Source organism: Leclercia sp. LTM14 (assembly GCF_023736175.1).
Taxonomy (GTDB): domain Bacteria; phylum Pseudomonadota; class Gammaproteobacteria; order Enterobacterales; family Enterobacteriaceae; genus Enterobacter; species Enterobacter barmai.
On record NZ_JAIKTT010000001.1, the window covers coordinates 870,504 to 886,554 of the forward strand.

The 16,051-nt window shown below is 58.5% G+C and carries 8 protein-coding genes and 1 pseudogene; 4 read left to right on the plus strand and 5 right to left on the minus strand.

The features are described from left to right. Positions 1 to 26: 26 nt before the first annotated feature. From K5I40_RS04090 to K5I40_RS04105, 4 genes are all read right to left on the minus strand, one after another. On the minus strand, positions 27 to 1,193 hold the full coding sequence (locus tag K5I40_RS04090) for a bifunctional tRNA (adenosine(37)-C2)-methyltransferase TrmG/ribosomal RNA large subunit methyltransferase RlmN (RefSeq protein WP_139563359.1): 1,167 nt from the start codon (positions 1,191 to 1,193) through the stop codon (positions 27 to 29). 169 nt (positions 1,194 to 1,362) lie between these two features. Continuing rightward, on the minus strand, positions 1,363 to 1,794 hold the full coding sequence (gene ndk / locus K5I40_RS04095; protein WP_039029721.1) for a nucleoside-diphosphate kinase: 432 nt from the start codon (positions 1,792 to 1,794) through the stop codon (positions 1,363 to 1,365). A gap of 155 nt (positions 1,795 to 1,949) precedes the next feature. After that, positions 1,950 to 4,289 (minus strand): peptidoglycan glycosyltransferase PbpC, encoded by a 2,340-nt coding sequence (pbpC, locus tag K5I40_RS04100; RefSeq protein ID WP_255588836.1) that lies wholly within the window; start codon positions 4,287 to 4,289, stop codon positions 1,950 to 1,952. Then, complete coding sequence (locus K5I40_RS04105; protein ID WP_223073655.1) at positions 4,276 to 9,234, minus strand: alpha-2-macroglobulin; 4,959 nt, start codon at positions 9,232 to 9,234, stop codon at positions 4,276 to 4,278. The genes pbpC and K5I40_RS04105 overlap by 14 nt, the downstream gene beginning before the upstream one ends. 284 nt (positions 9,235 to 9,518) lie before the next feature. Between K5I40_RS04105 and K5I40_RS04110 the strand changes: the two genes are divergently transcribed. The 4 genes and pseudogenes from K5I40_RS04110 to K5I40_RS04125 all read left to right on the plus strand — a co-directional run bounded on the left by K5I40_RS04110 (position 9,519) and on the right by K5I40_RS04125 (position 15,197). Beyond that, positions 9,519 to 11,063: a PTS transporter subunit EIIC gene (locus K5I40_RS04110; protein ID WP_223073654.1), complete on the plus strand. Its 1,545-nt coding sequence runs from the start codon at positions 9,519 to 9,521 to the stop codon at positions 11,061 to 11,063. Positions 11,064 to 11,074: 11 nt separating this feature from the next. Then, entirely contained in the window at positions 11,075 to 12,442 is a 1,368-nt protein-coding gene (locus K5I40_RS04115; RefSeq protein ID WP_039029724.1) for a 6-phospho-alpha-glucosidase, read from the plus strand. 1,140 nt (positions 12,443 to 13,582) lie between these two features. Beyond that, positions 13,583 to 14,424, plus strand: a pseudogene (sseA, locus tag K5I40_RS04120) (3-mercaptopyruvate sulfurtransferase). 2 nt (positions 14,425 to 14,426) lie between these two features. Beyond that, entirely contained in the window at positions 14,427 to 15,197 is a 771-nt protein-coding gene (locus K5I40_RS04125; RefSeq protein ID WP_223073652.1) for a MurR/RpiR family transcriptional regulator, read from the plus strand. 19 nt (positions 15,198 to 15,216) lie between these two features. Here K5I40_RS04125 and sseB read toward each other — a convergent pair whose 3' ends face one another. Then, positions 15,217 to 15,993 (minus strand): enhanced serine sensitivity protein SseB, encoded by a 777-nt coding sequence (sseB, locus tag K5I40_RS04130; protein ID WP_223073651.1) that lies wholly within the window; start codon positions 15,991 to 15,993, stop codon positions 15,217 to 15,219. Positions 15,994 to 16,051 lie beyond the last annotated feature (58 nt).

Sequence of the window (16,051 nt, forward strand, 5' to 3'; positions counted from 1 at the left end):
ATTAACGCGCCGTGACTGCATAATAATTACACGGACTTGATAGCGATGGACTCGCCCTGCATACGTTTACGCAGCGTACGCTTGGTACGGTCGATAACGTCACCGGCCAGCTGACCGCAGGCGGCATCGATATCATCACCGCGGGTTTTACGCACGATAGTGGTAAAGCCATACTCCATCAGAACCTTGGAGAAACGGTCGATACGGCTGTTTGAGCTACGGCCATACGGAGCGCCCGGGAACGGGTTCCATGGGATCAGGTTGATCTTGCACGGCGTGTCTTTCAGCAGTGCCGCCAGCTCGTGAGCGTGCTCGGTCCCGTCGTTGACGTGATCCAGCATGACGTACTCAATGGTGACGCGTCCCTGGTTGGCGTTGGACTTCGAAATGTAGCCGCGAACCGAGTTCAGGAAGGTCTCAATGTTGTACTTCTTGTTGATTGGCACGATCTCATCGCGAATGGTGTCGTTTGGCGCGTGCAGCGAAATAGCCAGCGCAACGTCAATCATATCGCCGAGCTTATCCAGCGCGGGCACAACACCTGAAGTGGAGAGCGTAACGCGACGTTTGGACAAGCCAAAACCGAAGTCGTCGAGCATGATTTCCATCGCCGGAACCACGTTAGTCAGGTTCAGCAGCGGCTCGCCCATCCCCATCATCACCACGTTGGTGATAGGACGGGTGCCGGTGACTTTTGCCGCACCGACGATTTTCGCCGCGCGCCACACCTGGCCGATAATCTCAGATACGCGCAGGTTACGGTTAAAGCCCTGCTGCGCCGTGGAGCAGAATTTACACTCCAGCGCACAACCCACCTGGGAGGAGACGCACAGGGTAGCGCGGTCGTCTTCCGGGATATAAACCGTCTCAACGCGCTGGTCGCCAACCGCAATCGCCCACTTGATGGTGCCATCAGCAGAACGCTGCTCTTCCACCACTTCCGGCGCGCGGATTTCGGCCACGTCTTTCAGCTTGTTGCGCAGCACTTTATTGATGTCAGTCATGTCATCAAAGTTGTCGCTGCAATAGTGGTACATCCATTTCATGACCTGATCGGCACGAAACGGCTTCTCGCCCATCTCTTTGAAGAACTCGCGCATCTGCTGACGGTTCAGGTCCAGCAGGTTGATTTTTCCATTTTTATTGGGAACCGCAGGAATGGCGACTTCGGAGGTGTTAACTAATTCAGACATAATATTTTCCGGCCTCGTTGTTACACGTTATGGCCCGTGGAGGGTTGAAAAGAAACGCCCCGGAAAGCGGTCTGCTCGTCCGGGGCGTTGTATTGTACAAAGTCTGGTACAGGGATGCCACGTTTGCACGCGGCATTTACGAAAATAATGTGTAAACGAAACCGTTAAATTAACGGGTACGTGGACACACTTCGCCTTCTGCGAAGAAGTAGGCGATTTCACGTTTAGCAGATTCTACGGAGTCGGAACCGTGGGTGCCGTTCTCGGTGAAGCTGTCAGCATAATCTGCGCGCAGGGTACCTGCCAGCGCGTTGTCCGGGTTAGTTGCACCCAGCAGATCGCGGTGACGCTGAACGGCATTTTCGCCTTCCAGTACGGAAACCACGATTGGGCCAGAGGTCATGAACTCAACCAGGCCATCGAAGAATGGGCGACCTTCGTGCTCAGCATAGAAACCGCGAGCCTGCTCAACGGTCAGATGCAGCATTTTGGTACCAACAATTTTGAACCCTGCCGCTTCAAAGCGCGCAAAGATGCTGCCAATAACGTTTTTTGCCACCGCGTTTGGCTTGATGATGGAAAAAGTACGTTCAATAGCCATGATTACCTCTGTGATTTGTTCTGTTGTTTTGCATTCATGCGAAATATATGGCGCGGATTATAATGAGCATTGGCGCCATTGCCTATGGATGCATGTAACATTTTTTTAAAATAAGACGAGTTTTAACAACAGATCCTTGCCGAAACGCGTTTTTTTCATTGCAGGGTGAAATCCACGGTCGCCACCTGCCCCGCCTCATCCATCACCAGCAGTTGATAATCCCCTGCCTTTTCAAGGCGCAGCGTATATATCCGCCCCTGGACATTCAGCGGTTCGCCGTTGAGAAACCACCAGCGCGGTCCGTCGCTGCCGCTAACCTGCAAAGGCAGCGAGACCTGCGACTCGCCCGGCAGGCGCTTAATCACCGCCCCCTGGCGAATGCCGGAGAGCAGCAGCGGCGCCGGGAAGGCCTGGTTCAGCGGTGGGCAGGCTGTTGACGCAGGCGGAATGCGCGACGAGCGCCGCTCCGCCTGGGGCAGCCAGGGCTCCAGCGGCAGCGGCCAGACGTCCACGCTTTTTTCCTGCGCCTGCGGGCAGTCCGCCGCTACCCGTTTGCCGCTATTATCGAGCCAGACCGGGAAACGAATGCCGCGAATGCCCTCCTGCTCCGGCAGCAGCAGCGTCGGCGGCTGGCTTCCTTCAAGCAGCCACGTCGCGAGCCGACGGCGGCAGTTGCTGTCCCCCTCCGGCAGCGACTGCCCGCCCGGCCAGCAGATCACCCCGCGGCTCACCGATTCAGGGCGCGGATCGCGCGGCAGACGCGCTTCCTCCAGCGCCGAGCGCGACTGCAGTAGATTGTTGACCTGATTCAACACCGGTACGGCGCTGGCAAAGCCAAACTGCCCGGCCACCGGGGTGCCGTCCGGCCTGCCGGTCCAGATGCCAATCACGTAGCGCGCGTTCACCCCTATCGCCCATGCGTCACGATAGCCGTAGCTGGTGCCGGTTTTTACCGCCAGCGGCACCACCTGCGCAAGGGCGCTGTCCGGCAGCGGCTGCGCTTCGTTCGCCAGAATGCGCCGGATGATCCACGCGGACCCCGGCGACAACAAGGGCCGTTCGAGCAGCGGATCTGCTGGCTGTAAACGCAGTTTCCCTGCACGACCCTGCCGGGCAAAGGCGCTGTACGCTGCGGCAATATCCTCCAGACGCGCCCCGGCCCCCCCCAGGATCAGGGAGAGGTTCGGCTGAGCGCCAGCAGGCAGAAGAAGCGGTAATCCGACGTTACGCAGCATCCCGGCAAACTTTTTCGGCCCGTAGGCCTCCAGCATCTGAACGGCGGGCAGGTTCAGGGAACGCACCAGCGCCTCGCTCATGCTGATCGGACCGTGAAAGCCGCTGTCAAAGTTACCCGGACGGTAATCACCGGTGCGTCGCGGCACATCCTGCAGCAGCGAGGCCGGGTGGATCAGCCCGTCATCCATCGCCAGGCCATAGACAAACGGCTTCAGCACCGATCCCGGGGATCGGATCGCGCTGACCATATCCACATGGCTGAAACGGCTGTCGTCGTTGATGTCCACCGATCCTACCCAGCCGCGCACTTTCATATTGGTATGATCCACAACGATCATCGCCAGCGAACTGCGGGGTGGCAGGCGGGACTTCCAGTTCAGGGCCAGCTCTTCCAGCTGGCGCTGCAGCGTGGCATCCAGAGTGGTCACCACTTTGCTGTCCCGGCTTTTGCCCAGCATCATGCGCGAGAACAGCGGCGCAAGCTGCGGCATCTGCCGGGGAGCCAGCCAGACGGGTTCTTCCTGCGACTCTTTAACCTGACGCGCAGACCAGACGCCCTGAGAGGCCATGCGGTTGAGGACTTTATTGCGCGCCGCCTCGGCACGTTGCGGCCAGCGGTCCGGGCGTAAACGGCTCGGCGCCTGCGGCAATACGGCAAGCAGCGCGGCTTCGGAGTAGCTCAACTGCGCAGGGGATTTTCCCAGATAGGCCCAGCTTGCGGCCCCCACGCCCTGCAGGGTGCCGCCAAACGGGGCGCGATTGAGGTAGAGCGTCAGGATGTCACGTTTAGAGAGGTGCCACTCCAGCTGGAACGCCCGCCAGAGCTGGCGGACTTTACCGCCCAGCGTGCGGGAATGGGGATCCAGCAGACGGGCCACCTGCATGGTCAGCGTACTGCCGCCCGAGATCACCTTCCCGGCAATCAGATCCTGCCAGGCAGCGCGCAGTACCGAAAAGGGATTGACGCCCGGATGATCCCAGAACCAGCGATCTTCATACTGGATCAGCGCCTCAAGATAGCGTGGCGAAACCTCTTCGATGGTGACCGGATAACGCCAGATCCCGTCGCGATCGGCAAAGCGCCACAGCGGGATGCCTTTTTCGTCCACCACCACGCGAGCCGGGTTGACCTCATGTAACGGCAGCGGCCACAGGCGATCGGCGGCAACAACGCTGCCCCAGAGCAGAAGAAGCGCCCCCGCCAGCCACAGCCAGCGGGAGCGTAACAGAGCGCGAACCCGCACGTTACGGAACGACAATCAGCGGGCCGCTGGCCGCACCTGTTGCCCGCCACTGCGGTACGTACATCGATTCCACCATCGGCACAGGCACCGCGTAGGTTCCCGGCGTAACGGCGCGCGCCAGATAGACCAGCGTCACCGGCTGGCCTTCATTGACCGGTACGGCGGCGACAAAGCGGTCGTCGCGGAACTCCATATGCTGGATATCGGCCTGCTGCATCTGGCTGAGCAGGTTTTGTACCTCACTGCCGCTCTCCTGCAGGCTGGCGCTGCTGCTGGCGAGGTTCTGGTTTTCCAGCTCCAGCCCCGCAGGCAGCAGATCCACCACCAGCGCATCCGGCACGCTCTGGGTGGCAGTGACGTTCAGCCAGACCAGCACCAGCTCGCCGCTTTTCAGGGAGGAGAGCGACTTGCTGCTGCCATCGGTTGCCAGGATCTGGCGCTCAATTTTCAGCACGTTCGAGGCAGGCTGTGGGGCGTACTGCGGATAGCCGCTGCTGTCCAGACGCAACCACAGCGGCGCGGTACCGGTGTTAGTCACCTGCAGCGCCGCCAGCTGGTCGGCATTGAGGTTTTGCACCTGCGGTTTATCGCCCTGAATGCTGCCTTCCCTCACCGACGTGGTGGCCTGCCAGGCTCCGGAGAGCGTCTGCAGGGAACGTCCCGCCAGGAAGAGGGAATTACTCTCCTGGGTCGAGAGCCAGCGCTGGATGAAAGCCTGCTGGGAAAGCACGGTCAGCAGCGCGTTCTGGGCATCCGGCAACAGTTTGTACTCTTCCAGCAGGCTGAGCATCATCGCGTTATCGCGAAGCGGGCTGCCGTAATCGGCCAGCCAGTTTTGCGTCTCGCTGCGCGGCGTTTTGATGGCCAGATCCAGCGCCTGCTGGCTGCGCGGCGCATCGCCCATCAGCTTCAGCGCCATCCCCAGCTGCATCAGCGGCAGGCCTGATTTGGCCTGGGCATGACGCTCCCAGATTTCGCGCAGCGCGCCCAGCGGAGCTTTCTGCTGGCGTGCCAGCACCAGCGCGGCATAAGCCTGAACGGCGAACTTGCTGCCCTGGGTATCTTCGCTATAACGAATCGCCATCATGCCCGGATCCTGCAGGTAGCGCAGCAGGCGGTTGTTGGCATTGGTGATGGCATCAGCCGGTACGCTGTAACCCAGCTCCTCTGCCCGCACCAGGAAATCGGTGACGTAAGCGGTGAGCCAGTACTCTTCCGGGCCATTTTTATCCCACAGGGCAAAACCGCCATCGTCGCGCTGCATCTGCAGCAGGCGGGAGATGCCGATCTCGATAGCCGCCCGACGCTTGTCGTCGCTGTCGCCCTTGATGCCCAGCGCATTCAGCTGGGCGGCATTGGTATAGAGGGACGGGAACAGGCCGCTGGTGGTCTGTTCCAGACAGCCATACGGATAGGCCTGCAGCTCGCGGATGTAACGGGCCAGGTTAAGCGGCGGCTTGCCGCTGAGCATAAGCTGTCCCTGTAGCGTCAGCGGGGAGAAATTAGCGAGCTGTTCGGTCGGTACATGCCAGCTTTCGCCTGGATTAAGCATGGTGCCGGTATTCACCGTCTGCGCCGGGAACGCCGGGCGCACGCCGATTTTCCAGCTCTTCTGCTGCGGGGCAAAGGTTTCGCCTGGAAGCATCAGCCCGCTTACCTGGGCGGCGATTTCGCCCTCGCCGTAGCCGTCCAGCGCCCGCACCGGAATAAACAGCGTATAGCGTTCACCCGCGCCCAGCTGGATCGGCTGCGGCTGGGCACCTTCCAGCGCCAGGTTGCCGCCCGCGGTCAGGGCTACGTTCAGGGTCTGCGGACGATCGGTGAGGTTGGTCAGATCCAGCGTCAGCCTTGCGTTATCGCCGCTGGCAAGGAAGCGCGGCGTGTTCAGCTCGGTGATAACGGGTGCTGCGACGATGATTTTGCTCTCGCTGCTGCCGAAATCGTCATCGGTCCAGGCCTGGGCCATCAGACGCAGCTCGCCGTTAAAGTCGCCAATCGGTAACGAGACGGTGCCCTCCCCGTTGGCATCCAGCTCTACCGGCTGCGCCTGCTGGGCGATAATGGTGACATGGTTAACCGGCGGTTTGCCGCCACGCTTAAGTTCATCGCCATCGCCGCCAAAGCGCAGCGACGCCAGTCGGCCCTGGCCCTCAATCACCTGGCCGTAGATATCGTAGATGTCCGCGCCATAGCGCTTCTGACCAAAGAAGGCCTGCCAGGGATCGGGAGTGACGTAATCGGTAATGTTCAGCACACCGCTGTCCACCGCTGAGACCAGAACATTGACTTTTTGCGGAGCCGCACCCTCCTTAACGCTGGCTTTTACTTTCACCGCCAGCGTCTGGTTTGGGCGCATTTTTGGCGGGTTTTCCAGGGCGATGCTCAGGCGACGACTTTCGTCACCCATCGGCAGGTGCAGCAAGCCTACCGCACGTTTTGGCGTGGCTGATTTGGATTTATCGCCAGGGCGAACCACCAGCGTGGAGAGGTACAGATCGTGGCGTTTCCAGGCTTTATCCACCGGGATCGTCATATCCAGCCCCTCGGCAGGCACGTCGATCTCTTTCCACCACAGCGGCCCTTCGCTGGATTCGATCATCGCGTAGCCTTTACCAGCCGCCGGTGCGGCAATGTGCAGCTTAATAGTGTCCCCAGGCTGATAGGCCGGTTTATCCAGCTTCATGGTGACGCGGTCCGGACGCGTCACGCCGGAGCCGTCGCTGTTGTCCTGCCAGCTGTGACCTGCCCAAAAGCGAACGCTGCTGACCGCGTCGTCCGGGGCTTTTACCTCCAGACGATAGGAGCCCCACTCCACCGGGAAGCTCACTTTTCCGGTTTCGTCCGCGGCCAGATCCAGCGCCTGCTCGCCTTCAATCAGATCTTTTTGATCAAACTGGGACTGCCAGCCCTCGCTTTCCGACCAGTTCCACGAGTAGTCCCGACGCTCGCGGATCAGGCGAACCTGCAGGCCGGAGACCGCTTTTTTCGCTCCGCTGGCATCGGCATAGACGATATCGAACCCGGCCTGGCTGTTCTCCTCAACAATCGGCTGGTTGACGGTGGTGTCGGTGCGGTAGTCATAGACCGCTTTGCTGGCGAACTGCGGACGGATGCCCGGCAGGGTTGCCGCTGGCCAGACCGCCTGCTCCGCTCTGCGGGTCACCGGACGTCCGCCGGACTCCAGCAGGCTGGCCTGCAAAATTACCTGCAGCGGAGAGTGCGTCTCTTTCCACTGGCTTTCGCTGGTCACCTGCCCGCGCCCCTCCTCATTGAGGGTGAGCTGCACTTCATCCAGGCTACGGCTCAGGTTCTCTTCGGCGATGTCGCCAAACTGGAAGCCCGGCAGTGCGGCCACGGCCTCACGCAGCGGACGCAAGAACATCTGCCCCTGCAGGCTGTTGCCGTTGGCAGGGGCGCCGTACAGGTAATACCCCGTCACGTCGAAGGCGATATCATCCTGCGGCGCGACCGGCACTTTTTGCCCGGCGATATTCAGCGCCATGCGTTCCGGCATAAAGTCTTCGACGTGGAAATCCCACATCCGCTGCTGGTTATCGCCGGTGCTGGCGCGCACGTGCCACATTCCGGTCTGCGCCCCGCTATCCAGTTGATAGTTAAAACGATACAGGCCGTTTTCCGGCTGGCTGACCACCGTGCGGGCCACCTGGCCGTCCGGGCGCAGCACCTCCAGCTTCACGGGCTGGTCGGGCAGCGGCTTGCCGTCGCTGTCGCGCAGCAGGCCGTTAAGGATCAGCGTTTCGCCCGGGCGGTAGAGATCGCGCGGACCAAACATAAAGAACTGTTTACTGAAGCCCGGCGCGCCGGAGATGGCGAACTCCGCCAGATCCAGCGCCGGGAGCGTTAAATCCAGCATCGTGGTCTGCCCGTCTTTACGGGCGAGGAGCAGCGCCGCCTCTTTATCGGTCTGCAGCGTCGCGTGGCCGTCGGCGTCGCTGGTGGCCTGGGCCAGCGTCTGCCCTTTATCGTTCAGCAGCTGTACCTCAATGGCCGATTGCGCCGCGCCATTCTCCAGGCTCTGGGTAAAGATATCCAGCCGGTTATGGTAGCGGTGCGCGGAAAGGCCAATATCGCTGAGGGTAAAGAGCGTGGCGGCGTTGCTGTAGTTATAGTGCCCGGCCTGATTCATCACCGCGATGTAGACCCCCGCCTGCTGTAACGGCTTGATGTCCGCCAGCGGCAGGAGCAGTTTCTCGCGCGTGTTGCGCGCCGGGTTCAGGTCGAAGCGGCCGGTATAGACCAGCTCGGCCATCTTAAGCAGATTGTCGGATTCCCAGTTGGTGAGCGAGCTGCGGTACTCCCACTGGCTGACGAAGGCGGCAAGCGATTCCGGTTTGATCCGGTAGAAATTCACATCAACGTTATTGACGTTCAGCGCCATTACCGGCAGCCCTTCGACGACCTTGCCCGGCAGCAGCGAACCGCGGCTGGCGAAGCCCACGCTCGGCTCTATATCGCGGGTGGTAATGGTTTTTTCGATGTCGCTGCCTAGGGTGGCTTTATTCAGCCCGAGCAGCGCACTTTCGACGGTGACCACCAGGTTACGATTTGGCTCCAGGTGACGCAGGCGCAGCTCTTTCAGGTTAGGCGCCAGCTCCCATGCGCCGTCGACCTTGCCGCTTTTTTTATCGACCACGTGAACCGCGCGGGCGAAGTCCTGGGCGGGATCGAGGGGAACGGAGAAGGTCAGCACCAGGGCGGCGGCACCGTCCAGCTGAACTTCAGACGCATCCAACAGGGTCAGCGCTTTGCCCTGACTTTGTGTCGCCAGTTTTTCCAGCGTGGCGCTGTCAGGTTTTGCCGGTACAGCCGGTTGCGTGGTGGAAGCAGCCGCCGCGGCGGGGGCCTGTGGTTTGGGCATATCGTCGCTGTTGTCACAGCCGACAAGCGCAAGTGAAGTGAGCAGCGCTAATGAAAGTGCAGCGAAGCGAAACGGTTTCATCCTTTATCCCTGGCCTCGCGGGCCTGTTGGTCGACGTCGGGTTAATTATTATCCGCAAGTTTCATTAATACAAAAGCATTGATTCCAATTCTGGATAACGCCTCGCAAAGTCATGATTCGCGAAAAAATCCGGCTGTTACGGCGATCACAGCGCGTAACGTTACATGTAACCTTTTACGTCATTTGTTTTTAAAACAATAAGATAGCTGGATAAACAAGCGTTTACCCTGCTAGTTTTATTATCAGACGCACCCTGAGTGCGCGGTTCAATAAGAGAGAACGTTATGAAACGAGCCGTGAACGCCCTACAAAATTTCGGAAAATCATTATACGGTCCGGTACTCATCCTGCCGATTGTCGGTCTGTTTATCGCCTTTGGGAATGTGCTGGGTAACGGCGCTCTTGCCGGGTATCTGCCATTCCTCGGCCATCCGCTGATCCAGAGCATCGGCCAGCTGATCGCCAAATCCGCCGTCTCGGTGCTGGTTAACCTGGCGCTGGTGTTCGCCGTGGGGATCCCCATTGGTCTGGCGACCCGTGACAAGGGTTACGCGGCGCTGATTGGCCTGGTGACATTCGTGGTGTTTATCAACGCCATGAACGTCACGCTGCAGTTGCAGGGCGCGCTGGCACCCGCGGACCAGATGAAAGCCGCCGGGCAGAGCATGGTGCTGGGGGTGCAGGTACTGGAGATGGGCGTGTTCGCCGGGATCCTCACCGGTGCGCTGTCGGGCTACCTCTATAACAAATATTCCAGCGTGCAATTTAACGGCGCGATGGCCATCTACTCCGGTCACTGCTTTGTCGCCATCATCATGCTGCCGGTCTCGATGCTGCTGGGCGTGGTGATGAGCGAGCTGTGGCCGTTCGCCCAGGACGGTATCAGCGCTGCGGCTTTAGCCATCAAAGGGGCCGGGCCGTTTGGCGTCGCGGTTTACGGCTTCCTGGAGCGCATCCTGGTGCCAACCGGCCTGCATCATCTGGTCTATACCCCGTTCCTCTATACCGAACTGGGCGGGACCCAGGAGGTGTGCGGCGCCACCTATCAGGGCGCGCGTAACATCTACTTTGCCGAGATGGCCTGCCCTGACGTGAAGCAGCTCAGCAGCACCGTCGTCTGGGATGCCCGTGGAATTAGTAAAATGTTTGGCCTGCCTGCCGCCGCGCTGGCGATGTATGTCACCGCGAAACCGGAGCGTAAAGCCGCAGCGAAAGCCATTCTGATCCCGGCGGCGCTGACCTCGTTCCTGGTAGGCGTTACCGAGCCGATTGAGTTCTCCTTCCTGTTCGTCGCCCCGCTGCTGTTCGTGGTGCATGCGGTGCTGACCGGGATTGGCATGATGCTCTTCTACCTGCTCGGCGTTCACGCCATCGGCGCTAACGGCATTATCGATTTCGTTCTCTACAACCTGCCGCTGGGTACGGAGAAGTCCAACTGGCCGATGTACATCCTGGTCGGGCTGATCATGTTCACCCTCTACTTCGTTATCTTCCGCTTCCTGATCCTGCATTTCCGTATGAAGACGCCGGGGCGCGAGGAAGAAGATCAGGAGACGCGTCTGTACAGCAAGCAGGAGTATCAGGCTAAAGGCAGCAACGACGGCTTAGGCGAGGCGATCATCGTCGGCCTCGGCGGGCGCGACAATATTGATGTGGTGGATAACTGCTACACCCGTCTGCGCGTCACGGTTAAGGATGTCGCCATCATCGACGAGCCACGGCTCAAGGCGACAGGCGCGAAAGGCGTCATCAAGCAAGGTAATAACGTTCAGGTGGTCTACGGGCTGCATGTCAAAAAAATGCGAGAAGCGGTCGAGACGATTCTCTGAAGGAGACAACTATGTTTACACCCCCATTTATTCTCTCTATCGCCGGTGGCGGCAGCACCTACACGCCAGGGATTGTGAAAAGCCTGATGGTGCGACTGGAAGATTTCCCGCTGGCGGAAATTCGCCTCTACGACATTGATGCCGGGCGGCAGGACACCATCGCCCCGGTGGTGGAGAAGGTGATCCGCGATCACAGCCAGAGCATCAAATTTACCGTCACCAGCGACCCGGAAGTGGCCTTCAGCGGGGCCCATTTCGTCTTCGCCCAGATGCGCGTCGGCCAGTACAAAATGCGCGAGCAGGATGAGAAGATCCCTCTGCGCCACGGCGTGGTCGGCCAGGAGACCTGCGGCCCGGGCGGGCTGGCGTATGGCTTACGCACTATTTTGCCGATGGTTGAGCTGATCGACATGGTCGGGCGCTACGCCCACGAAAAAGCGTGGATCGTGAACTACTCCAACCCGGCGGCCATCGTCGCAGAAGGGGTGCGCCGCCTGCGTCCGGACGCCCGGGTGCTGAACATCTGCGATATGCCGGTTGCGGCAATGCGTAACATGGGGGCCATTCTCGGCGTGGATCGCCACAAGCTGGAGGTGGATTACTTCGGCCTGAACCACTTCGGCTGGTTTACCCGCGTGCTGGTGGATGGCGAGGACAAACTGCCGGAACTGCGTCGCCATATCGCTAAATTTGGTCTGCTGACGGAAGACGCGGCCAAAACCGACCCGCAGCACTCGGATCCGTCATGGGTGAAAACCTGGCGCAACATCAAACCGATTATGGATAACTTCCCGGAGTATCTGCCGAACCCGTATCTGCAGTACTACCTGATGCCAAACCAGATCGTGGAACATCAGAACCCGGACTATACCCGCGCCAACGAAGTGATGAACGGTCGCGAGAAAAAGCTGTTTGCCGCCGCTGAAGAGTATAAGCGTACCGGGATCCTGCCGGACGCCTTCCACGTGGGCGTCCACGGTGAGTTTATCGTTGAGGTAGCCCGTTCGCTGGCGTTTAACCTGCGCCAGCGCCATCTGGTGATGGTGGAAAACCAGGGGGCAATCGTCAACCTGCCGTACGACGCAGTGGTGGAAGTGCCGGCCTATATCACCAGCGAAGGCCCGGAACCGATCCGCATCGGCCAGGTGCCGCTGTTCCACCAGACCCTGCTGCAACAGCAGCTGGCATCAGAGCAGCTGCTGGTGGAAGCCACCATCGAAGGCAGCTACGAAAAAGCGCTGCAGGCGTTCACCCTGAACCGCACCGTGCCGACCATGGAGCACGCCAAAGCGATTCTGGATGAGATGATTGAGGCTAACCGTGAATACTGGCCTGCCCTGCAGCAAGCGTGGCAGGATGGGGAAGCGGTGAAAAAATAAGGTGCTGCTGAGGAGACAGTAACTTTTTATTTTATTCATCATTTAATGGCACGTAAGCATTAAATTATTCATTCAATGCCGCACAGGTTTTTAAACTATGTGCGGTATTTTTACATCATAACGCAATAATAATCCCCTCTTCAAACCTCACAGTCTATCGTTCCCAATCCGTTCAGATTAATGTTACGCATCATTAATAATCCATCTAGGTTATATTTCAAAAGATTAACATAAATACAATTGATATCATTGAGGTGTATTTAGTGGCTCCTTCATAAAGATAATAAATCCACTCCACAATAAGACCTCTTGACCACACACAGAAAAACACATAAACATCAAGAAATTACATTATTTTTGTTTTATCTAAAAACGTCTAATGAAGTGCAAGAGGAAAATTGTCCTAAAAAAACATAGACTATTGAACGCGAATGCTATTTATTATCACTCGCTGTTGATTGTCATTCTTATAAGAAAACATGCTCAATACTGTCAGGGAGACTGGAATGTCATTCTATGAATTTGCATATATGCCTGTATTTTATTCATTAATGTCTTGCTGCATTTCTTTCATTTTTAAAAAGAAAGTAAGGTCAATAAAATATGACATCGTAACTGTGTTCATTACATGTCCAGTAATTTGTTTTACATATCCTTTTATAAATTACTGGCTTGGTAATGCATACCATTTCTTCGACAACTTTGTTCTGTATTGTTTTCTGTCAACAGTCATATCAATTGCGGTAATGCTCGCTGTTTACTTCATATACAGGAAACTGAAATGAGAAATTTAAATTCAAAGGAACTGAAATTAATAGCCGGTGCAGGCGATCCTCTCACCGATCAAAACTCTCAGTTAATACGGCAAATCATGGTAGGTGCCGGATGGGGCATGATGTGGGGGGTGCCTATGGGATTTCCCGGTATGGCCGCAGGCGCAATAACTGCGACGACTCAAACCGTTTTGCAGGGAGCTACGTCAAGGATGCCAGTCAACGTTCCCATTCCCAGAGTTCCGATGGGTCCAACCTGGAATGGCAGTAAATAACAGGGCCTTGCTCGCGAGTTGAACGTGGTTCGCTTGTCGGTGTCAGAAAAAACACCGACAATCCATTAATGGATTCATTTATGGAGGCAACCATGTCCACCTCATATTTTGTCGCAGCCGAGTGGCTGATTGAGCACAGTGATGACCCTGAAGTCCAGATCCTCGACGCGCGCATGGCGCCGCCGGGACAGGAGCATCGCGACGTACCCGCGGAATACCGCGCCGGGCATCTGCCGGGGGCGGTATTTTTTGATATCGAAGCCCTCTCCGATCACACCTCTCCCCTGCCGCACATGATGCCGCGCCCGGAAGCCTTTGCGGTGGCCATGCGCGAATTGGGCGTCAGCCACGATAAGCACCTGGTGATTTACGATGAAGGGAATCTCTTCTCCGCACCGCGTGCCTGGTGGATGCTGAAAACCTTTGGCGTGGAAAAAGTGTCGATTCTGGCGGGGGGTCTTGCGGGCTGGCAGCGGGCAGAGCTGCCGCTCCAGCAGGGCGATGTCTCCCTGCCGGACGGCGATTTTGAAGCCACCTTCGATGCCGGGGCCATCAAGCGTGTGACCGACGTGCTGCTGGCCAGCCACGAAAAGACCGCGCAAATTGTTGATGCCCGCCCAGCCCCACGTTTTAACGCCGAGGCTGACGAACCGCGTCCGGGCCTGAAGCGCGGCCATATCCCCGGCGCGTATAACGTGCCTGGGGCGATCTGGTGTTTGAGGGCGAGCTGAAAACTACCGACGAGCTACGCGAGATTTTCACCCGTCAGGGGGTGGATCTGCATCAGCCGATCGTTGCCAGCTGCGGATCCGGCGTGACCGCCTGCGTGGTGATCCTGGCGCTGGCCACCCTCGGCAAAACCGACGTCACGCTCTATGACGGCGCGTGGAGTGAATGGGGCGCCCGGGACGATCTGCCGGTTGAACCGGCGTAATAATGGATAACCGACTGGCGACACTGCTATCGCGCGGGGAGTCACTGACCCGCGCAGAGTATCGCGTGCTGGCCCATCTGACCGAGCATCCGCTGCTGGTGGGCCATATCACGGTGCGGGAGCTGGCGCAGGCGACCTTTGTCTCCACCGCCACCATTATGCGCCTGTGCCGCAAGCTGGGGTTCAGCGGTTTTAGCGAGTTCACCTGGCACTGCAAGCAGCTGCTGAGCGATACCCCGCACATCACCGCCGAAACCCGCCAGCCTGCGGAACTGCCCGCGCTGTTTAGTCAGTTTATCGCCAACTATCAGCAAACCTTTCAGTGGGCGACGGCGGAAAAGCGCCGCCACTTTGCCGAGCTGCTGCGGGAAAAAGAGAGCTTTTTCCTCTACGGCGCGGGCTTCTCCTATCTTTTCGCCGAGTACCTGACCAAAAAATTGCAGGTGCTGGGCAAGACGGCGTTTATCTCCGGCCCCGGCGACAGCCGCAATATCTTCCTCAGCAATGCCTCGCGTTATCAGGTTTTCATCGCGGTTTCGCGCAGCGGTGAGACGGAACAGGTGCTGGATAAGGCGCGGATCGCGCAGAACGTGGGGATGACGGTGGTGGCCTTTACCCGCGCGTCGGCAAACACCCTGGCGGGGATGGCGGATCTGCATTTTGCGCTGTACGACGAAGCGGTGCATTTCGCCGCCGAAGCCGCAGGGGTGACGTCGTTTGAGTCGAATCTGGTGCTGCTGATGGATTTACTGCTGCTGGAAGCAACGGGGTGAGCGTTCACCCCGTACGGGTTCAGATAATGCGGTTGTTTTTGAAATCGCGCAGGAAACCACCCCAGCGGCGTTCATAGAACGGGGTGATGTGCTCGGTGATGAAGTGGCTGATGCCCTCCTCCCCTTTCACTACCCGGCAGATATCGATCGGCTCGTCGCCTGGCAGGGTGTCGGTCGCCACGCTGCCCGTAGCCTGAATGATCTCTTCAATCTCGCCATCCGCCTCAATACCAATCAGCAGGATGGGCTGTTCGTCGGCCTGCTCTTTGATGGAGCAGAGAAACGCCCGTTTCACCGGTTTGAGGGTTTTGAAAAGCTGGGTCAGGGAGTCAATCATCTGCGCCGGTGGCTCGGCCACTTCAGACAGCAGCAGCGATTCACCGCCCTCCAGCACCTTCTGAGTGCTGAGCGGGTTGCCCTCATCGCCAATCAGATGGCTGATTTCGCGCGGGGTGAACTCTTTCCCGGTCGGCAGTTTGGCGTTGAGAAACAGGGTTTCGCCCAGCGTCATCTCAAACAGGGTGCGCACCGGCATCACCACGAACGCCTGCTCATCCTCAACGGCTTGCTGTAAGGCTTCAAGGGAGGAGAAGAACGGGATCACCGAGGTGCCGTCATCTTTTTCCCAGTGCAGCAGATCCAGCGCGCTGTCCTCTACAACCTGCTCGCCTTCCGCCGCTGTACCCGGCACCCAGACGGTGGACTCCAGAAGGGTGCGGAAAAATGCCGGACGATGGGCAGGCTCGGTGGCCGCTTTCTCCAGCAGGGTTTCTAATTCGTTTTTGGTTTCTGACATAAACTCACTACTTGTAAATCGCCCGGCGGCGCTGCGCTTGCACGGGCCTACGGTCTTG

What these genes read in the sequence shown, in the direction of transcription:
- K5I40_RS04090 (WP_139563359.1), bottom strand. Translation starts at nt 1,193, where the DNA reads ATGTCTGAATTAGTTAACACCTCCGAAGTCGCCATTCCTGCGGTTCCC.
- ndk (WP_039029721.1), bottom strand. Translation starts at nt 1,794, where the DNA reads ATGGCTATTGAACGTACTTTTTCCATCATCAAGCCAAACGCGGTGGCA.
- K5I40_RS04105 (WP_223073655.1), bottom strand. Translation starts at nt 9,234, where the DNA reads ATGAAACCGTTTCGCTTCGCTGCACTTTCATTAGCGCTGCTCACTTCA.
- K5I40_RS04110 (WP_223073654.1), top strand. Translation starts at nt 9,519, where the DNA reads ATGAAACGAGCCGTGAACGCCCTACAAAATTTCGGAAAATCATTATAC.
- K5I40_RS04115 (WP_039029724.1), top strand. Translation starts at nt 11,075, where the DNA reads ATGTTTACACCCCCATTTATTCTCTCTATCGCCGGTGGCGGCAGCACC.
- K5I40_RS04125 (WP_223073652.1), top strand. Translation starts at nt 14,427, where the DNA reads ATGGATAACCGACTGGCGACACTGCTATCGCGCGGGGAGTCACTGACC.
- sseB (WP_223073651.1), bottom strand. Translation starts at nt 15,993, where the DNA reads ATGTCAGAAACCAAAAACGAATTAGAAACCCTGCTGGAGAAAGCGGCC.